The following is a 20,201-nucleotide window of genomic DNA, read 5'->3' as shown; positions in this document are numbered from 1 at the left end:
AAAAAAGACCGAAAAATTTTTTTCGGTCTTTGATCTTCTTGAATTTTTCATTTATTACAAAAGAATATCCTTTATTCAACTTCACTTTTTTTCTCTGTTTTTCCAGATAAAAACCATCCGCCGATAGCGATAAGAAGCATGACTGACCAAAAGATTATATTCCAAATCGGTCCTTCAACAAAATCGTGAGAGATAATGTGCACGGCTGGATGCGCAAGGGTATGCATTAATAACTTAACCCCTACCCAACCAACGATTAACATGGCTGCCGTTTCGAGGCTAGGCCGCTCCGTCAGGATCTTAACGAAGTATCCTGCAGCAAACCGGATGACGATTAAACCTGCAATTGCACCTAATAAAATAACAATGAATTTAGCCCCATCCATACCTCCTATATCACCCATTGGTGTATCTGGCAAGGCAATGACAAGAGCGACTGCAGCTAAAATGGAATCAATAGCAAAAGCAATATCAGCTAATGCAATTTGCGCAACGGTCATACGGTAGCTTTTCCCTTTTTTTTCTTTGTCACCGTGGTCCCTTTTTAGTAAATGCTTTAATGAAATGAATATCAAATACGCAGCCCCAATTGCTTGAACTTGCCAAACATGGAAAAGGTACGAAATGATGAAGATTGCACCAATCCTAAATATAAAAGCCAAAAGCAACCCAATATTTATCGCTTTTTTTTGCTGTTCTTTTGGTAAATGCTTTGACATGATAGCTAAAACCAATGCATTATCAGCAGATAATAAACCTTCTAAAAAAATTAGAATAATTAACACCCAGCCATATTCCAATAATAACGATAGTTCCATGATACCCCCCTAAAAGCATGTATAAGAATGCGTATATGACTTCAAACCAACAACACTTTCTCCTCCAATATTGTCCCATCTTCTCTTCTTCCTTATTCAACCCTTCCGTCCAATTAGCTTCATTAAAATAATACCGAAGCCACTCCCTATTTAAAGTAAAGCATCCGTCAGCTCTATAATATTCTTTTATGCTTAGACTTCATTCCAATTGGGAAAAGTTAGGATTTACATCTTCGCACTTCGAAAAGCACCAACTCAATTCCTATTCTGCCATTAAATGATATTTCTGTAAAACTTTTTGTGATGTTCCTGACGTCGCAATTGTACCGGAGAAATTCGTAACAAAAACATAGTCACTTTTATTTGACTAAATATTTTTAAGATTAAAAATTCTCATCTTTTCATACATGCTTAATTAAAAAGAGAGCTACGGCGGATAACAAGGAAGGTTAAACATCATTGTTCCTTATGTGATTTAGTTGCAACATTAATCAAATGAATAAAATTAAGGCTTTTCCTAAATAATAGGAAGACTAATTAACAGGGAGGGATTTATATGGATGCTAAGCGTGTAAAGCAGATTCTTTCGTCTTCATCTGACATTGAGGTTAGATATAATGGCACTTCTGTTTGGATTGATAATTTAAATGAAGATGGAAGAACGGCTACAGTACATCTAAGAGGGCCATTAGAGGAAAGATCAGACGTAGCAATAGACGAACTTAAAGAAATATAATATCCATTAAAATAAGCTCCTCTTTAATATGAAGAGCCAGTTTGTCTACAGTAAATTAAGGGTTTGTACAATTTGAACGTTGATTTACTCTCCAGGCATTCGCTTTCCGCGGGCGTTCCGGGAAGCCTCCTCGGCGCACTTGCGCCTGTGGGGGTCTCCCTTGGACTCGCTATTCCCGCAGGAGTCTCGCACACCCTCTCCCTCTACTTTGTTTTGACCTTTTGAAAGAACCCATCCCTCGTATTAAAAAGTTCCTTTACTCATTTCAACCTTAATTTTTGACCGATATAAATTTTGTCTGGGTCTTTAATTCCGTTTAGACTGACAAGCGATTTTACCGTTGTTTTATGTTTTTTTGCAATGAAGCTAAGTGTGTCGCCTTTTGTAACAGTATAAGTTGTGATTGTTTCAGTTTTCAATGCACGGGATTCGTGTGTTCTAAAAGTATTTATGGTATTTGTAAAATCCCTATAGGCTATATTCAAATCCACCTTTGTGCTGATCCCACTTACCTTACCTGAATCAGAATGCTGCCAAATGTCCGTGCTGCGTCCCAACGTCCTGTTGTATCTGGCAATCCAAAAAGCGTAATTCTTCAACCTTGATTCATCTAAAGTATTTTCGAGAAAGTATTTACCAGTATACAGCATAGCCGTGTATCCAGCTTTTTCAATGGCTTCTAAAAAAGCGATTGCGGCATCGGTCAGCGTTTTTTTATTTGCCTTTTTTTTATTTTCCTCAAGATCGAGAACGACAGGATAATTTAAAGCAAAAGAGCTGATTGAATCTAAAAAATAAACAGCCTCAGCCTTTGCTTCTGCAACAGTTGCAAACTTTGCATAATGATAGGCCCCGACTTTCAATCCCGCTGCCAATGCTAGTGGTGCATTATCTTTGAAATAGGATAGCTTAGAATAACTCGTTCCCTCTGTTGCTTTAATGAAAACGAACTTCACGCCTGCCTTTGCAACGTCCCCCCAATTTATAGCACCTTGCCAATGTGAAACATCGATTCCCTTGATATATTCCATATTAAAGTCCTCCTTAAGGATACAACCCTATGGGGGTAAATGTTTTATGATTTTAACATATCCCTTATAAAAACATCATATAGTGATAAATGCAGTCCCGTTGCCCACTGCCCACCTTATATTAAGATATTTGATTGAGTTAAAACAATTATAAATCTTTAAATTTGGCTCTTTTAGTAAAGATTGTTGTTTTTAAAACGAAACTATTTAAGGTTGATTGGAGCGGAAGTGCGAGACTCCTGCGGGAGCAGCGGGACAGGTGAGACCCCACAGGCGTTTACGCCGAGGAGGCTCACCGCCCGCCCCGCGGAAAGCGAGCATCTGGAGGGGAAATCAACCACACCTCACTACTTGGTAAATAGCAACAAAGTATGTTAAAACAGCCTTAAATTTAAATTGAAAGCAAAGTATTATGCTGCTTCCTTTTGTTTTCAAAGATTATTTTATGCTATACTGATTTTATTAATATCAGAAGGGATGATGGGTGGCCGATGATTAACTAATCTTATTTTTAAAATTTGAAATCGCATATTTCAAATCATACAAAATAGGATTAGTCTGCCCATTTTCTATAAATTGTAGAGCTATCATGAAAATAGCTCTTATTTGATAATGCACAGGTACGGCTAATCCTTCCATATGAACTGGGAGGATTTTTTTTATTCTCCCTTTAAGGAGAGGGATAATTATATGAAAGAACTATTAAAATTAACCAATATCAGCTTTGAAGTATTGGACCATAACATTTTTGAAAATGTTAATGCTAGTGTTCAACAAGGGGAAATCATCGGTATCATTGGCAAAAATGGTGCCGGTAAATCTACGTTGCTGCAATTAATTAACAATGATTTAGAGCCTGCACATGGACGAATCCAATGGCTGCAGCAAGACTTGAAAGTTTTTATGGTTGAACAAGAAGTCGAGTCGCATTCTTCAGAAGATAAGACGCCTACCGAAGTTAAATTACTGGATAAAATGCATGTACCAAGCCATGACTTCCTACAATTAAGCGGAGGAGAAAAACTCAAAGCCCGGCTAGCAAAAGGACTTTCTAAAGATGCAGACCTTTTACTATTAGATGAACCGACGAACCATCTTGATGAGGCCAGTTTAGGATTCCTCAATGAACAACTTAAAAATTATAGAGGTACCATTATTTTTGTTTCGCACGATCGTTATTTTTTGGATGCTGTTGCAACGAAAATTTGGTCAATTGAAGATAAAAAGCTAATTGAGCACAGAGGGAATTATTCTAGTTATATGGAGGTTCGCAAACAGAAAAGACTTACACAACAACGAGAATATGAAAAACAGCAAAAAATGGTTGAACGGATCGAGGGACAAATGAATGAAATTACTTCTTGGTCAAAAAAAGCCCATTCACAATCGACGAAAAAGGAAGGAGTTAAGGAATACTATCGCGTGAAAGCGAAGCGAATGGATGCACAGGTAAAATCTAAACAAAAGCGTCTTGAAAAAGAGCTTGAAAAAGCAAAAGCTGAACCTGGTGAATCAGAATATACTGTACGCTTTTCAATTAAAACAAAAAACAAGACGGGAAAACGTTTTTTGGAAGTTAAGAATTTAACGAAGACTTTTAGCGGGCGAACACTGTTTAAAAACGTCAATTTCACGATTCAGCATGGTGAGCAGATTTCCATTATAGGTCCAAACGGCAGCGGAAAGACGACATTATTAAAAATAATTCTTGGACATGAAACTTTTGCGGGCGATGTATGGATTTCACCATCTGCAAAAATAGGCTATTTGACGCAAGAAGTGTTTGATTTACCATTTGAACTTACACCCGCCCAGCTTTTTCATAAAGATACTTTTGAGTCAAGAGGGAACGTTCAAACTTTAATGAAGCATTTAGGCTTCACGGCTTCTCATTGGACAGAACCCATTAAGAATATGAGTATGGGTGAACGGGTGAAATGTAAGTTAATGGAATATATATTAGAAGAAAAAGATGTGCTTATTTTGGATGAGCCGACAAATCATCTGGACTTAGCTTCACGGGAACAACTTGAAGAAACCTTAGCACAGTATACTGGAACGCTAATCGTCGTTTCGCATGATCGATATTTTCTCGAAAAAACGACAAGCAGCAAACTTGTCATTTCGAATCATCGCATACAAAAACAATTGTATGAACCATCATCCTCAAAAAGAGATGATTTGGAAGAACTGCGATTAACACTTGAAACAGAAAGACAGGAAGTTTTGGGAAAGCTTAGCTTTATGACTCCAAACGATAAAGCGTACCCAGAACTCGATAAGAAGTTTAATGCGCTTACGAAAAAAATAAACGAACTTGGTGACAAATGATTATCAACTGTAACTTAATGTGCTGGATGATAACCCTTAGAATGAATTAATTCTAAGGGTTTTCTTAGATATTACCCTGGAGTCCTGCCGAAGTATTATAGAATATCTAAGAAAGTACAGTCTCCGATCGTTCAGGAAATTTTACACACCTTGGTCATCAAGAACCAATTGGTTTGAGGTGCCAAAAGGATATTAGTAAATGATTTGATTTACAAATTAAGCAGAATACTAATGACCCCTTGTTAATAAGATTGAATGATGGTTATGTTTTAAGAGGGGGCCTTAGTTATGAGTGAGAACACACAGGAAGCTATGAGGAAAAACTCTGGAATGTTTGTTGAACGCTCTTTAGATGAGATTCGTTTTTGGTCAAGAATAATGAAGGAACACTCGTTATTTCTGAGACTAGGTTTTAGATGTGAAGATACACAGCTAATTGAGGAAGCTAATCAGTTTTATCTTATATTTGAACGGATAGAACAGCAATCCCATTCATTTACAAATCAAGCTGATCCAGAACAGATCAGGAGATTTAACGCGGAGGTGCAACAAGCTGCCACAGGCATATTTTTGTTTAAAAGGAAGGTATTAGGATTAATACTCACCTGTAAACTGCCTGGTGCAAACAACTTCCCACTTCTAGTCGACCATACAAGCAGAGAAGCCAATTATTTTAGAAAACGATTAATAGAATTAAATGAAGGTAAATTGAAACCACTTGCAGATGCCATCATCAAGGAAAATGTTTTCTTTTTAAGAATAATGGCGGATCATGCAAAATTCATTGGACATCTCCTTGATCCATCGGAAAGAAAGCTGGTGGATATGGCGCGAAACTTTAGTAATGATTTTGATCAATTAGTCTTTCAAGCCGTAGACTTAGAGTCCATGAAACCGCAATCTCAGACGGCCCCTCTTCTGGATCAATTTCTAGATCAGAACCGTGTTTCCGTAGTATCACTTCGAGACTTTAAGAAAACCGCCAGAGATTTAATCGAAGAATGCAAAATCAAGAGCATCATTCATCCACTATTGGCTGATCACGTTTTCCGTGAGGCCGAACGTTTCCTTGAAATTATTGATATGTTTGAATCCCATCTTACAGGTTAAAATGCAATTAATTGAGTATGAAGGATATAGAAAATTGAAATTACCGGATAAAGAAATTCTAACCTAAAATATGCCCCTCTCGATTTAGAGAAGGGCTTTTATATGTAAAAAGTTAAGACAGTGAGTTCACCAATGTTTTAAGTTTCTCTTTATCAGATACAGAAATCCATGGTAAATCCAGATTATCATCATTAATACCAGGTTGGATAATGCGGCTATTTAATAGATCACAAATACAGTCATTTATGAATTGGATATCTTGGTCTGATATTTTCCGGTTAAATGTTAAAGAAGCGGCTCCTGTTTGTTTGGTTATCCCCCCTATCAAGCCTCTTTGATTTAATGAACTTCTGATCACTTCTCTGATTGCCTCTACACTAGTCAATGGAAATACATCAAGGTGCTTAACAATCATTCTAAAAATATCTTCTTTAGTTAAATCCTGTTCAATTTCATGTCGCAATTATTCCACCCCCATTCGTCAAAACATTCTTCAAACGAAACGTAAAATCCTCCTTTATCTTCAAAAAGGTCGATACACACTTCCCTTTTGAGTGCCGCACAGTATCCCGAATATAAAAATTAACACAAAAAAAACCCCTCTCGATTAAGAGAAGGGCTTTTAACAATGGAGGAGTACCACTTAGGGGGTAGTACAATAATATAATTATCGCCAAAAGAATACATTTATATTCACCCCCTTCCTCAAGTTGATGAGAACGGCTTTACCTGCCTTCTAGACATTGAAAATTGTCGCCTTAGTCGTCCCCGCTCTGCCTTAAATCACTTTTTTGCTTTGTTCCCTGACCATTCTTAAATAATTCTACAATAAGACCTGCTATTATAACGGCTCTTTAATGGTTTCGAATGGAAAATTGCATTCTATCTCCTTTGATCGGAGTGCCGCCATTGCATTATATTAACGGATTCAAATGATTAAACGGATGGATGGTCCTATCTTTTGAATTATGGATGCCTCTTACACTATTCAATTTTCACCATGTTTCTGATATGCTTTTATCAATTGAAAAAAGAAAGGTGTAGTTACGATGATAAAGGAATTCAGGGAGTTTATTACCAAAGGAAACGTTCTCGAACTTGCAATAGCTGTAGTAATGGGTGCTGCTTTTGGGAAGATCGTTTCATCACTAGTCAATAATATTATCACACCGCTAATAGGAATTTTATTAGGGGGGATCAATCTTTCTTCGTTAAAGATTACAGTTGGAAACGCAGTAGTTCAATACGGTGAATTTATCCAAGCTGTGATTGATTTCTTGATCATTTCGTTTGCGATTTTCATGTTTATGAAGGTAGCGAATTCTCTTATTAGAAAAAAACAAGCGAACGAGGAAGAGGTATTGGAAGCGGTACCGGCATCCGAGCAATATTTAAAGGAAATCCGTGATCTTTTACAAAAAAATTCACGGCAGGATGAAACATCATAAGTATTGAGAATAAGATAAAGCCCCTCTCTTAATCGAGAGGGGCTGGTTAAAGTCATAATGAACTGCGTATCCGTTACTTTAACAAGACATGCGACACTTATTAAAGAACAGTGTGTCGGAATTCGCGGCAAAGTGACAGTAATGTTGGCAATCAAAAGAGTCTCTCTATCAACCCAATAGCAAGTATCAGCTGGAACTGCTGCAATAATTTAAAACATCTTTATTTGAACAAAATTATACAACAATCAGCTATTTCGAAAAACTAACATTGGATTATGGGATAATATAAGGCATCCTCCTGCTTCAACATATTATTTATCGGCAATATTTATCGCGTAAGGCAAGGGTATACTTAACCGATTGTACTGTACCTTTTTCTTGATCTTCAATCATTTGTTCTAAAAGTTCTTTTGGAGGATAATAGTAATCCAATGGTTTAATGACACTTAAATCATAAGGAGGTTGTTCAACTTTGAAAGCTCCTTCTCCAACCGCAAAGACTCCGCCAGCACCAAGCTCTCTCTTAAAATTGATGGCATATGGAAAACACATTTCAACGTTGATTCTAGTTAGGGTAGATTTCTCAACCAGTATTTTAAAACACTCTTCTGTATCAATATTACCTGTCCCTACTGGTACACCACATACCCTATAATCCTCGCCGTCATGAATGATAATATGATCTTTAAAATGGGTTGTGAATGCATATGGCGCTAATTTTCTTACAGCTTCAACCGGATCCTCCCATGCCATCATTCCGTTGCCCACATCACAATGAGCGCTAACCCAAGGGCTGTTGACTTCATTTATAATTTGGATAACCTCATCTGTTAATTCTTCCTCATGATTTTCCACAGCTAGTTTTATCCTGTATTTCTCTAATAATGGTACAATTTGTTTAATATCTCCTGGTGCTTTTTTCAATCTTTCCGGATCATACTCTCCTAAGCATGTATACGTGCGAATCACATCCGCTCCGATTCTATGTGCTGCTTCAATGACCTTTTTTAGATGTTCCGGATCGCTTCCATTTGTGTCTATTTCAGCGAAAAATCCATACTTTTGAATTTCTTTTCTTACTTTCTCTAAATATTCCGGCTCAAATGATTCTAATGTACCCCATCCTGACAACCCTGGCCATGGAACAATATTGATCATGACTCCGTCTAATCCCAATTCAGCTGTTTTTCTGATAAAACCGAAAATATCCATTCGACCCGTAATAAATTGCAAGTGATAGCTTTCTGTTTCTAATCCAATTTTCATTTTTTCCCCACCTTTAATTAAGCATTAAGTTTTTTTGGAAATTTTGTTGGTTTCTTTTTTCTTGTTGTTTGCGATTTTAACTAAGCTGCTTATAATAAACCCTTTGATTGCTGGTGATCGACCTAACATGCTTCCATAAAGAATAAATACAAACATAGAAGGAGCATATCCAACTAAGCAGGCTATAGAAACTGTTGCACAACTTATTTCTACCGGTCCGCTTAACATATCATTTTGGTTAATTTTGAATAGTTATACTAATCAATTTAAGTGTATATGGAAGAAAACAATTCTTTACCAATGGAGCCTAAATAGAATGACTCCCGCACCTTACGGGAGTCAACTATTAGTCTAAAATTAAAGGGCATTTTTTTTAGTTTAATGTCCAGAAGTGATTTTGATGCCTATAGCCCCTGCAATGATACACATAATGAATAGGTTTAATCTTAAGCTTCTAGGTTCATTAAAGAAGATCATTCCTGCTAAAACACTTCCAACAGAGCCGATACTGGTCCATATTGCATAGGCAGTCCCCACTGGAAGAGAAGTTAATGACAAGGATAGAAAATAAAAGCTTAAACTCCCCAAAAAAAGACACGCTACAGAGGGGAGCAATTTTTTAAAGCCGTCTGCACGTTTCAGGCTTATAACACTACCGATTTCGGCAAATCCGGCAATAATAAGAAAAAACCAAGCCATTGAATCATCCCCTATATCAGTTCATTTCCTTTAATGTTTAGGTTGTGCTGGATGGACTTTTATTCCAATCATCCCCAATATCATTAAAGCCATAAAAAATACTTTCAGTGGATTAATGGTCTCACCCAAAAAAAGCATCCCAGTTACTACAGTTCCCACCGTTCCCAATCCAGTGAAAATGGCGTAACCAGTTCCTAAGGGTATTGAATGTAAAGCTTTTGAAAGTAAAAAGAAACTAAAGATTATAATAACTACCGTAAATATACTAGGTATAATTTTGGTGAATCCGTGTGAATATTTAAGACCAATCACCCAGACAATTTCCAAAAGTCCTGCCATTATGATATATATCCATGCCATTTTATCGCTCTCCCCTTTGGCATTGACACTTATTTTTGAACCACGAAGTTCTCCATATATCGATAAATCGCATAAGCTACCCCATTTTCATCATTTTTAAGGGTTGTCGTTGTACAAGCATTTTTTATGACATCTTTTGCATTTCCCATCGCTACGCTGTATCCAACTTTCTGAAACATGGATAAATCATTGTTGCTGTCCCCGATTGCCATAGCCTTATCTAATGAGCCATTCATCAAGAAAGCCAATTTTTCAAGGGCCATTCCTTTTGAAGCTCTTTTACTAGTAATTTCAATGTTATGATCAGCAGATGAAACGACCATCAACTCATCAAACTTTTTGAATTGGTTCCAGGCTTCCTCTAATTTATTTTCATCAAAAGAACATGCTAAAATGTTATGGAATTCTTCCTCCTGTTTTAAGATATCATGATAGTTTTCAACTAAAACATATCCAAACTGGTCAAATTGCCTTTCCGCTATTTCAACTAATTCTTTAATATCTGTATTCAAATCTGCGCTTTTCAAACTTTTAATCTCATTTTGGAAATGTTCTCTTCCCTTTTTAAGAGTATAGATGGCTTTATCAGTGAACACTTCGTAATAATAATTCCGTTCATCTAACCATTGGAGAATAGATTCGACACGATCTTTTGTTATCGTAATAGAAGAAATGCACTTTGCGCTTTTTGAATGAATGGTTGCGCCATTTGTCCCGATTACAAATGGAGAAATCCCGGCTTTTTCACAAATTGTTTGAACGTCAAAATAAGCCCGTCCTGTTGAAATAACTATTTCAAAGCCTCTATCTTGGGCATATTGAATCGCCTTTATATTTTCTTCACTAATTTCATTCTGGTCGTTTAATAATGTTCCGTCTAAATCTATCGCAATGAAACTCATGCTATATAGCTCCTTTTCTCATTCTATCTATTAAATTTTCTTTCTAGCTTTTTTACCTGCCTCTTCCATCTCGATATATCCTTTTATGGGCTATGCTTGAATCCAATTGACTTCCTCTAATCTTGAATCATTTCTCCATTCCTCTGGAAATGGTTGCTCGCAGACAATCACATCTACTTTTTCTAGAGGACAAACTTTACAAAAGGTGTCGACACCAATTTTAGAGTAATCCGTTAGCAATATAACTTGCTTTGATACCTCGACCATCTTGCGTGAAACTAATGTTTCACGTAAATGATAATTACTAACACCACTTTGAATGGAAACACCACCAGCTGAAATGAACGCTTTATCAATATTAAATTGATTTAACATTTGTTCAGTGAGACCCCCGCATATAGATTGATGCTTTGGATCAATTTGTCCTCCCAGTAATAGAATTTGTCCTGTAAACTTATTTTGATTGAGCAATTCGGTTAACACAGACGACACAGGAAGAGAATTGGTTAAAATCGTAATGTCCTTTTTATTTTCAATACACTGGGCAAATTCTAGCATGGTTGTACCTACATCAATGGCAATCACATCTCCGTTGGAAATGAGTTCCACTGCTTTTTTCCCAACCTTGATTTTCGCTTCTTGATTCACCGTTGTACGCTGTGTAAATGGAGGCTCCTCAAATTCAAAGACTGTTTTAATCGCTCCACCGTAAACCCTCTTTAACAGTCCCTTTTCCTCTAATATCATCAAATCGCGTCGAATCGTTTCCTCTGAAACATTAAATTGATCAACTAATTCTATAACTTTTACTTTTCCCATTTTGTTAAGTTCTTTTAAAATTTCATTCTTTCTTTCTTCTGGCAAAACAGACATATCTCTTCCCCCATGATCATTAATAATTTATAAAATAATGCATTCTTTCTTCGGTACAAGAATTTGAACGCGTGCTCCTTGCTCAAACATTTTCCCTCGGTGGTGAAGATAGTCTACAAGGAAAGCGGACTCCTCTGTTTCTACTTCATATCTTAAAACATTCCCTGTCATAGTAATATCTTTAATAAACCCTTTAATTCCCCAGTTCTCTTGTAAATCCAAGCTATCCTCAACAACAGAAACTAATTGTAAAACTTCAGGACGAATGGCGACCTCATTCCCTTTTAATTCTGTGCTGCGAACAAGTTTATGAAAAACTTCCATATTACAAACATTATAATTTCCGATAAATTTTGCAACAAATGTATTGACTGGAGAAGTATAAATTTCTGATGGAGAACCAGATTGTACAACTTTTCCTTTATTCATGACAAAAATTCTATCAGACATCGTCATTGCTTCTTCCTGATCATGAGTAACAAAAATAGTTGTAATATCTAATTCTTTCTGTATTCTCTTTAATTCTTTTTGCAGACTTTTTCTAATTTTAGCATCCAATGCGCTTAACGGCTCATCCAGAAGCAGTACTTTTGGCTCCATGACAAGCGCTCGGGCAAGTGCAACCCTCTGCTGTTGTCCGCCAGATAACTGATGAGGATAAGACTCTTCTTTTCCTATTAAATCAACCATATCAATCATCTTTTTCACTCTTGATTTAATATTTTTTACCTTCTTCATTTTAAGGCCGTACGCGATATTGTCAAAAACGGTCATATTCGGGAAAAGCGCATAAGACTGAAACACCATACCGACTTCACGCTGACGCGGTGATAAATTAGTAATATCTTTTCCATCAATTAAGATTCTTCCTACATCAACACCTTCAAGCCCCGCAATGGAACGTAATAATGTACTTTTTCCGCATCCGCTTTGCCCAAGAAGTGTAGCAAATTCTCCTTTTTTTAATGTTAAAGAAATGTCATTTAAAACGACTTGATTTTCATACCCCTTAGTCACTTGATCGATGGTTACATAGCTCATTATTTTTCACCTTCTAAAGCAGTATTTTTATTACAGTTATGTTTTTTAAAAAATGAAAGAATTCGCTTCTTATTTGACCCGACAGGATTTTTTTCGTTTTTAAACGTAAGTTTTAATACAATCCCCGTTAAAAGTAAAATCATTGAATAATAAGTAATAACAATTGCACTTGTTAAGTGACCACTGCTGTTTAGTTTGTCGGCAAGATAAATTTGAAGCGTTTCAAATCGGCCCCCGACAAGCAAATTGGCAAAAGCAAACTCACTAAATAAAAGAGCGACTGATAATAAGGTTGACACTAAAATACCAGATATAATATTTGGAAACACCACTGTGCGAAACGCCTGAAATTTTGTAGCACCGAGTAATTCAGCTGCATCAACAAGCTGCACAGCATTAAGTGTACGAAGACTGTTACGAATACCTTGATACATAAATGGCAGAATCGTTATGAAATAAGCACCTATTAAAATCCAGGGTGTTCCGGCAATTTGAATCGGTCCATCTGAATATAGCTTGATTAATCCAACAGCTCCAACAATGGGAGGAATTCCATAAGGAAGCATAGCTGCTGCTTGAAGTAATCCTTCCCATTTACTGAAATATACCGTGATGATAAAGATAGTCGGAAGCATAATAACAACACTAAGACCTACAGACATGACAATTAAAAACAGCGTTCGTCGAAAGGCATCAAAAAACCGTTCATCTTGAAATAATTCAATGTACCATTTCATTGTATAACTCTCAGGTAAAATGGTATGATCCCATTTACCGGCAATCGAGAATAAAAATGTTCCTACAAGCGGAATTAATAAATATATAACTAGTAACCCAACAATCACTTTATGAAAAGTCAATGAAGATTTCATCGTAAATCCCTCCTAATGCGGCGCATCATTCGTTCATTGAACCACATCGCCCCTATCATTGTCGCTGCTAGAAGAACTCCCAATGCACTTCCTAGCTGCGGCTTTAATGCAACGTCACTAGCAACTAGTGAGGCAATTTGCAATGACAATAAGTTATAGTTGCTGCCTACTAATGCATAGGCTGTAGCGTAAGCTCCCATCGAATTAGCAAACAAAATACTGAATGTACCTACAATACTAGGTAAAAGAACTGGAATCCCAATGTGAAGCCAAAATGATAATGTTGATCCTCCTAATAATGAAGAGGCTTCTTTCCATTGTTTCTTTATTCCTTGATAAGACGGGTAGATGAGCATAATAGCAAGCGGAATTTGAAAATATATATAAACAAGAATGAGGCCTGTCCATGAATATAAATTAAAATCCGCAAACACATCCCCACCAATCTTAGAAAAAAGCAACGTAAACAACCCATTGTTTCCAAGTAAAATAATAAATGAAAATGAAAGGGGAATCCCCTCAAAGTTCGATGCCATATTGGTAATCATCAGTAAACGATTTTTTATTTTTTGTGAGAACTTTGTAAACGAATAGGCTACAATGACTGCTACAATCACAGAAGTTACAGCAGAAAATAAGGAAATGACCAGGCTATTTTTAATGGCTTGTAAGTAAAATTCACTTTTGAATATGGTTAAGTATTGATCAATCGTAACTTGAATTCCATCATCTGCATAAAAACTATTTTTAATCATTGCCACTAATGGTCCTATCTCAAATCCAATCACAAACATAATAAATGGCAGTAAAAGAGCTAATAAGTAAACTTTTTGTTTTTTTATTTTTCGCATGACTTCTCGCTCCTCTATATTCTCTAACAATTTGGGAATTGGTCTAACAGTACATTCGTTAAACCAATTCCAGTCAACCTTCATTCTTCATTTTTATTTTGGATGATGTATCTTTTTTAAAGGGTAACTTTTCCTTTCAGACCTGGAAATTGATATGAAATCATTTTATCGGACGGCTCAATATTTAAAAGTTCACAAACGAGCGGTGCAAAAGCTAATTGCGGAACCACTTCACCATAAACGCCAGGCTCAACTTTTGGACTAATGATAAAGAGCGGTACATCACGTTCACCATCAGTTATGCCGCCATGGTTGCCATATTCACTCATGCCATGATCCGATGTAATTAAAATGTGGTAACCTTCTTTGATCCAAATTGGTAAAAGTTGTGCCAACAAGCTTCCCATTTTTAAGATTTGTTCACGATATTCTTTCGATTCCGAACCGAAAATTTCCCCTTTTACATCTACACCGAGCGGATGAATATATAAAAAGTGAGGATCATACTTTCTGCGTAAAGCTTCTGCATCCATTAACACATGACTGTCTGGATAGTCATCGTCCCAATAAAATTTTCCGTATTGAATTGGATTGGATTCATTTTCTTGCTCACGGTCTTCAATAAAATGGAATGGCGCACGATTATAAAGTTCGCTTACCCAGTAATAAGATACTGCTCCGTTTCTTAACCCGTTTTCTTTCGTAAGATGAAAGAGACTTTTCTCGGTAGATAAACGAATGGCTTGATTGGACGTAATCCCATTCATTGAAGCCGGCGTTCCTGTTAACAACACTTCATATATTGGACGGGAAAGACTTGGAAGCTCCGACTTAATTTTGTAAAGTGACGCTTGGTTCGTTTCAACTAAATGCTGAATAAATCCAAGTGTCTCGCATGCTTTATCGTATCTCATACCATCAACAACAATTGCTATTACTTTATTTGACATGGACTAACACCTCTTCTTGCCAAATCTGCGGTAAATTTTTAGCCGTTTCTTCCCAAGCTTTGTAATCTTCAATTGGTTTTGCATTTTTGTACTGTTCTTCTGGAACCATTTTTTCAGCTACTTCTTTCGGAAGTTCTACATCGCGAATTGGTCGGGCAAAGCCTTTAGCTAAATTAATTTGTCCTTCATCGCTTAAGATATATTCTCTAGTCGCCATCGCAGCATGCGGATGCTTGGCAAATTTGTTAATAATGGTTGCGTAGCCGCTTACGACTGAACCTTCACTTGGAATGGTGACGTCAAATTGATCGCGGTTAATTTGGTCAGCGTAACCAAGAGCATTGAAATCCCAAACAAGGGCAACTTCCACTTCCCCTTTTTCGATGTTGGCCGGCTTGGCATCAGTTAAGCTAAGGCGGCCTTGCTTGGCAAGCTTAGCAAAAAAGTCAATTCCTGGTTGGAGATTTGTTTCATCACCGCCGTAAGCGATAGCGGCAGCAAGTACGGCCATTTGATTCTGTGTACCACGCTGAACATCTCCAACTGTTACTTTATAATCTCCTTTTAATATGTCATCCCAAGATTTTGGCGGGTTATCTACTAATTCTTTATTAGTAAAGAATGCAATCGTTCCTTGGTAGCCAACAACCCAATCTCCATTGTCATCTTTTGCCCAGTCAGGTACCTCGTCCCAATAGGAAGTTTTATATGGCATCGTTAATTCTTTTTGTTCCGCGATTGGTCCAAAGGAAATCCCTACATCGCCGATATCAGCTGTTGCACTCTCTCCTTCAGATTCCATTTTGGCAATCTCTTCGGCACTGGACAAATCTGTATCATTGTGTTCCAATGTATAATTTTTCATCACTTCATTCCAAGTTTCTCCCCAGTTAGCCCATGAATCAGGCATACCGACACTATTAATAGTCCCCTCTTCTTTTGCCTTTGTTTCAATTTCTTTCAAGGTTAACGAATTTGGATCCTTAACCACTGGAGCAGCCTCCTCATTAGTAGCTCCACAAGCAGCTAATCCCAGTACACTCACCCCTAAAATCAAAGCTTGAATAGACTTATAACATTTCTTCTTGAATGTGCGATTCATAAAAAGTGCCTCCATTTAGTGTGGAATCTTTAATGTTTATTACTGTTTGTTACGGTTTAATCATAATCAGAAAACATTAATTCCACATAAACCAAATGTTAAGATTTTGTAAATCAGTCTATAAAAGAGAATGTGAAAAAATTTTATTCAAACATATCACCCTTTTCCGCCTCTTTTTAGCTCGTCGTTAACAAAACTCCCTGTTAGCTAAATAACTTTTCATGCAAAAAAACTCTCTTGATACAAGAGAGTTTCAGACTGTAGACAAACTCGATGAAAATCGAGTTTGTCTACAGTCTTTTTTGTTTTAAAATAGAACTATTAAAACTTGAGGTGATGAGGATGCTTTCGAAACATAATTCTATTCAGCGAGATCAACTTGAAATGATTACGTTAGATCAACTGGTGCCATCGAACCATTTGGTTCGTAAAATCGAGGCTGCCATTGACTTCTCTTTCATTTATGAATTGGTGAAAGATATGTATTCAGAGGTAGGACGCCCAAGTATTGATCGAGTTATTTTAGTTGGACTGAAATTCCTATAGCCTGGATGTTGTATTCATCACATATTCTATCGTGGTCTATTTCAAAATAATCAAAATCCTTATTTTATCCTTCCGACCGTGCGCAGAAACCTACTAGAAAGGATAGATAAATTGGGCTGAAACCACGGTATTTCAAATTTTAATAGCTTTTTGAAGACAAAGATTTTGCTTGATTAATTATACCCATTTTCTTTTTTCCAATCACCATTACCCCTACTGAAGCAAGATCTTAAATTTCCTCTCTCCTTACATTTACATCTGGTAATATAAGGAGGAGGCTCATTTTAGGTTTTCTTTATTTATTTTCACTTTTAAATTTTATGAATTTCGTTCTATTGAAGGAGAAAATTTTAGAATACGTAACATTCGATCAATCCCCGAAAAGGATGCAATTACATTGTTTCATAGTTTTTTATTTCAAATTCATTTACAGGCCGATTAATCGACTTACTCAATTTTTTAATAAGCTCTTCGTAATCCTTAGTATCATTTGGATCTATACCTTCTCTGACGTTTAGTATCTCGTATCGGTCATACTGTTCTGGAATAAGTTTTCCGTCTACATGGATATAAAGCCTATATTTGATCCTTAGATTCATATTACCATCTCCTTTACTATCAGTTCGATATAAGGAGCTATTTTCCTGCAAGAAAAAATGCCATTAAGTGGTGCTCAACTAACAATTCATTTTTTATACTCAGAATGTTAAGCAGTTTGTATGATCTCAATACCTCTTTTTTTAAACATGGTACCTTCGCGATGAGCACACATACCGATAGAATCATTAGGAGGAATTGTTTTATATATAAGAGAACTACATATTTATAACAAATACTTTTTTGAAAACACCTGAATTTTTTTGTTCTTCCTGCATAAATTGTTCAATACGAAAAAACTAGTGTATATGGAGGTTTTTTAAATGAATCACCCTGAGCCAGTATTAGAAATGTATAACTATCACGCGTGGGCAAATGGAGTCATCATCGATCGGTTAAATGAACTTCCAGAACACATTTACCATAAGGAAATTCAGACTGGTTTTTCGTCGGTATCAAAAGTGTTGTCTCATATTTATCTCACAGATTACGCGTGGTTTGATATTATCTCAGGTATAAGTATGGATGAAGCAATGGCATCTTCTAATCAATTAAAAGAAGGCGTGGAAAAGAAAAGTATTGGGGAAATGAAAAAAATATTTTTAGACCTATACGAAAGAAACAAAGCACTTCTGAGTACAGAGGATATGGAAAAGGTAATTGTCGTGGATAACCCCTATGCCGGCTTGCTTGAAACTACCATTTCCGAATCGGTATTACACGTTGTCACTCACGGATCATATCATCGTGGCAATATAGCTACCATGTTACGGCAAATGGGGCACACTTCCGTTATGCAAGATTTTGGCCTTTATCTTTATGCAAAATAGAACATCAAACTATATACCATTTCCTGAGTAGGGGGATGTATCAATGGATGAACTAGTTGGCTTTTGTGTTCGCTGTGCACGTGATGTGTATTGTACGGCAGGTTTTCTGAACGGTATTTTGTTAGATAACAAGAATATCTTATGTTTTAATTGTAAGGATATTTTAAATGCCATGATCAATGAAGAAAGTTTGGAGGAGGAAAATCAAAACTAGATATTTAAATAGGTCATGCCAAATTATTGGCATGACCTATTTTGCCCGATGAACAGTCAGATTGACCTTGTTGGTTTCACACATGAACGTTGAGAGATGTACAGGTTGGTCGTTTGCATCGAAAGCAATCTTCACTATTCTAAATAAATTCGCGCCAATATCGCATTCTAAATATTTAGCATAGATTTTTGTAGCACCAATGACGTCTATAATTTTATCGTTACTGACTATTTCTGTATGGTAATCTTCCAAAAGGATCTTATAAGTTGATTCATCCCTTGCAATCTTCTTTTCTAAATCCGGAAAACGAAGTAACGAATAATGAGCGGTATCGTAGAAAAGTGGACGCTCATCTACATACATGAGTCGCTCAAGTTCGAGAACGGGGCTTCCTTCTTCAATGAGGAGATGACCTGCAACATCTTTTGGGGCGGTTATGACCTCACTTCTTAAAATCCGGGAATTCGGTATCTTCCCTAGCTGATGACTAAACTCTGAGAATCCACTTATGGATAACAACTCATTATGAAACTTATTAGATGCAACAAAGGTACCCCTGCGCGGAATACGTGTCAGTGTTCCTTCCTTCACCAATTCCTCTATTGCTTTTCGTATGGTAATGCGGCTAACGTTATAAGTTTCACAAAGCTCTGCTTCGGTTGGGATCTGTTCATCTGGTTTGTATTTACCGTTCTGAATATCATTCTTCAACATTTGCCTTATTTGCATATATAATGGCTGGGGGGTTGAAGGATTTAAATTCATATTAAATTCATCCTTATCCGTCAAAATTTATTATTTATTATCTATTATACATTATTTCCAGTCCCAGTCACCACGCACCGAAATATCTAATTGTCTTCGCAGCAGACTCAGTGCCCAATTCTAAACAATTGCCGATGGATTGGCCTTTCAATATTCCATAAATAAAACCGGAAATGAAGGAATCCCCCGCCCCCATCGTATCGACCACATTATCTTCAACGACACCGCATTGATAAAATTGAATGCCATCATAGGCAAGTGAACCATTTTCACCTAAAGTGGCGACCGCAATTTTAGCTCCTTGACTTTTTACATCCTTTAAAAACTGGCGGATAAAAGCATCATCCTTCGTATAAGAGAAAAAAGGATAATCAACAAACTGAGGTAAAGTCTTCACCAGATCATGATCTAGCTGATCTGAGAAATCAAAAGACGTGAGCATACCTTTTTCTTTAAAAAAGGAATAGTACTTATCCGCATGTCCCCAAATCCCTGAATGTATAAGCTGATATGTTTGAATGTAATGGAGTTCTTCCGTCGTTAAACAGAAATGTTCCATGACACCTTCGTCGTATTCTCCAAACCTGCGGTCATTTCCTACCATTTCAACAAAAGTAACAGCTGTTTTTCCTTCTTTCCGCGAAAGATGAGAAATATCAACACCTTTTTCCTGAATCGCTTTAACCATTTTTTCACTGTATTGATCGGAGCCCACCCAGCCAATATAAGCAGATTCAGCACCTAACCCTCTTAAATAGACAGCCACATTTAAAGAATTACCGCCAGGATAGACCTCCCCTTTCCTTTGATATACATCCATACAGTTATCTCCGATTGAAACCGTTCTCATCTTTTTCCC

General features: G+C 36.7%; 22 protein-coding genes and 1 pseudogene. 7 read left to right on the top strand and 16 right to left on the bottom strand.

All coding sequences use genetic code 11. The features are described from left to right. Positions 1-71: 71 nt before the first annotated feature. On the bottom strand, positions 72-818 hold the full coding sequence (locus ABOA58_RS09830; RefSeq protein WP_350302123.1) for a TerC family protein: 747 nt from the start codon (positions 816-818) through the stop codon (positions 72-74). Positions 819-1,374: 556 nt separating this feature from the next. Here ABOA58_RS09830 and ABOA58_RS09825 point away from each other — a divergent pair. After that, complete coding sequence (locus ABOA58_RS09825; RefSeq protein WP_034313120.1) at positions 1,375-1,554, top strand: H-type small acid-soluble spore protein; 180 nt, start codon at positions 1,375-1,377, stop codon at positions 1,552-1,554. Between the two features lie 260 nt (positions 1,555-1,814). Here the strand turns inward: ABOA58_RS09825 and ABOA58_RS09820 are convergent, their stop codons facing one another. Further along, positions 1,815-2,585: a GH25 family lysozyme gene (locus ABOA58_RS09820; RefSeq protein ID WP_350302122.1), complete on the bottom strand. Its 771-nt coding sequence runs from the start codon at positions 2,583-2,585 to the stop codon at positions 1,815-1,817. A gap of 690 nt (positions 2,586-3,275) precedes the next feature. Here ABOA58_RS09820 and abc-f point away from each other — a divergent pair. Next, on the top strand, positions 3,276-4,916 hold the full coding sequence (gene abc-f / locus ABOA58_RS09815; RefSeq protein ID WP_350302121.1) for a ribosomal protection-like ABC-F family protein: 1,641 nt from the start codon (positions 3,276-3,278) through the stop codon (positions 4,914-4,916). Between the two features lie 288 nt (positions 4,917-5,204). Beyond that, positions 5,205-6,026 (top strand): DUF2935 domain-containing protein, encoded by an 822-nt coding sequence (locus tag ABOA58_RS09810; RefSeq protein WP_350302120.1) that lies wholly within the window; start codon positions 5,205-5,207, stop codon positions 6,024-6,026. Positions 6,027-6,138: 112 nt separating this feature from the next. Here ABOA58_RS09810 and ABOA58_RS09805 read toward each other — a convergent pair whose 3' ends face one another. Further along, entirely contained in the window at positions 6,139-6,489 is a 351-nt protein-coding gene (locus ABOA58_RS09805; RefSeq protein WP_350302119.1) for a hypothetical protein, read from the bottom strand. A gap of 586 nt (positions 6,490-7,075) precedes the next feature. Here ABOA58_RS09805 and mscL point away from each other — a divergent pair. Continuing rightward, entirely contained in the window at positions 7,076-7,474 is a 399-nt protein-coding gene (mscL, locus tag ABOA58_RS09800; protein ID WP_350302118.1) for a large conductance mechanosensitive channel protein MscL, read from the top strand. 315 nt (positions 7,475-7,789) lie between these two features. Here the strand turns inward: mscL and ABOA58_RS09795 are convergent, their stop codons facing one another. The 10 genes from ABOA58_RS09795 to ABOA58_RS09750 form a co-directional block, all read right to left on the bottom strand. After that, positions 7,790-8,740, bottom strand: a complete 951-nt coding sequence (locus tag ABOA58_RS09795; protein WP_350302117.1) for a sugar phosphate isomerase/epimerase family protein — start codon at positions 8,738-8,740, stop codon at positions 7,790-7,792. Between the two features lie 378 nt (positions 8,741-9,118). Next, positions 9,119-9,439 carry a DMT family transporter gene (locus ABOA58_RS09790; RefSeq protein ID WP_063592920.1) on the bottom strand — a complete coding sequence of 107 codons (321 nt, stop codon included), beginning with the start codon at positions 9,437-9,439 and terminating at the stop codon, positions 9,119-9,121. 30 nt (positions 9,440-9,469) lie between these two features. After that, the gene (locus tag ABOA58_RS09785) at positions 9,470-9,799 is read right to left on the bottom strand and encodes a DMT family transporter (protein ID WP_350302116.1); all 330 of its coding nucleotides are present in this window, start codon (positions 9,797-9,799) and stop codon (positions 9,470-9,472) included. A gap of 29 nt (positions 9,800-9,828) precedes the next feature. Then, positions 9,829-10,701 carry a Cof-type HAD-IIB family hydrolase gene (locus ABOA58_RS09780; RefSeq protein ID WP_350302115.1) on the bottom strand — a complete coding sequence of 291 codons (873 nt, stop codon included), beginning with the start codon at positions 10,699-10,701 and terminating at the stop codon, positions 9,829-9,831. Between the two features lie 90 nt (positions 10,702-10,791). Continuing rightward, entirely contained in the window at positions 10,792-11,574 is a 783-nt protein-coding gene (locus ABOA58_RS09775; protein WP_350302114.1) for a DeoR/GlpR family DNA-binding transcription regulator, read from the bottom strand. A 27-nt stretch (positions 11,575-11,601) separates the two neighbouring features. Next, positions 11,602-12,615, bottom strand: coding sequence for an ABC transporter ATP-binding protein (locus ABOA58_RS09770; protein WP_350302113.1), 1,014 nt, complete (start codon positions 12,613-12,615; stop codon positions 11,602-11,604). Further along, positions 12,615-13,487, bottom strand: a complete 873-nt coding sequence (locus ABOA58_RS09765; protein ID WP_350302112.1) for an ABC transporter permease — start codon at positions 13,485-13,487, stop codon at positions 12,615-12,617. Before ABOA58_RS09765 ends, ABOA58_RS09770 begins: the two co-directional genes overlap by 1 nt. Beyond that, positions 13,484-14,338 (bottom strand): ABC transporter permease, encoded by an 855-nt coding sequence (locus ABOA58_RS09760; protein WP_350302111.1) that lies wholly within the window; start codon positions 14,336-14,338, stop codon positions 13,484-13,486. Before ABOA58_RS09760 ends, ABOA58_RS09765 begins: the two co-directional genes overlap by 4 nt. A gap of 116 nt (positions 14,339-14,454) precedes the next feature. Beyond that, positions 14,455-15,288, bottom strand: coding sequence for an alkaline phosphatase family protein (locus ABOA58_RS09755; protein ID WP_350302110.1), 834 nt, complete (start codon positions 15,286-15,288; stop codon positions 14,455-14,457). Then, positions 15,278-16,390 (bottom strand): ABC transporter substrate-binding protein, encoded by a 1,113-nt coding sequence (locus ABOA58_RS09750; protein ID WP_350302109.1) that lies wholly within the window; start codon positions 16,388-16,390, stop codon positions 15,278-15,280. Before ABOA58_RS09750 ends, ABOA58_RS09755 begins: the two co-directional genes overlap by 11 nt. A gap of 342 nt (positions 16,391-16,732) precedes the next feature. On the opposite strand from ABOA58_RS09750, the pseudogene ABOA58_RS09745 reads away from it, so the two are divergent. Then, positions 16,733-16,933 (top strand): annotated as a pseudogene (locus ABOA58_RS09745) (IS5/IS1182 family transposase); the annotation flags it as partial. 395 nt (positions 16,934-17,328) lie between these two features. Here the strand turns inward: ABOA58_RS09745 and ABOA58_RS09740 are convergent. Further along, a complete protein-coding gene (locus tag ABOA58_RS09740) occupies positions 17,329-17,535 on the bottom strand; it encodes a hypothetical protein (protein WP_350302108.1) in 207 nt (68 codons plus the stop codon). 321 nt (positions 17,536-17,856) lie between these two features. Between ABOA58_RS09740 and ABOA58_RS09735 the strand changes: the two genes are divergently transcribed. Next, positions 17,857-18,363: a DinB family protein gene (locus ABOA58_RS09735; protein ID WP_350302107.1), complete on the top strand. Its 507-nt coding sequence runs from the start codon at positions 17,857-17,859 to the stop codon at positions 18,361-18,363. 43 nt (positions 18,364-18,406) lie between these two features. Next, positions 18,407-18,577 carry a hypothetical protein gene (locus ABOA58_RS09730; protein ID WP_350302106.1) on the top strand — a complete coding sequence of 57 codons (171 nt, stop codon included), beginning with the start codon at positions 18,407-18,409 and terminating at the stop codon, positions 18,575-18,577. Positions 18,578-18,613: 36 nt separating this feature from the next. On the opposite strand, the gene ABOA58_RS09725 is transcribed toward ABOA58_RS09730, so the two are convergent. Both ABOA58_RS09725 and frlD read right to left on the bottom strand, forming a co-directional pair. After that, complete coding sequence (locus ABOA58_RS09725) at positions 18,614-19,342, bottom strand: GntR family transcriptional regulator (RefSeq protein ID WP_350302105.1); 729 nt, start codon at positions 19,340-19,342, stop codon at positions 18,614-18,616. Positions 19,343-19,409: 67 nt separating this feature from the next. Continuing rightward, positions 19,410-20,192, bottom strand: a complete 783-nt coding sequence (frlD, locus tag ABOA58_RS09720; protein ID WP_350302104.1) for a fructoselysine 6-kinase — start codon at positions 20,190-20,192, stop codon at positions 19,410-19,412. Positions 20,193-20,201 lie beyond the last annotated feature (9 nt).

The sequence above is a fragment of the Peribacillus frigoritolerans genome (assembly GCF_040250305.1).
GTDB lineage: Bacteria > Bacillota > Bacilli > Bacillales > DSM-1321 > Peribacillus.
The sequence above is the reverse complement of the archived record's forward strand: the minus strand, read 5'-3'. Positions and strand labels throughout refer to the sequence as shown.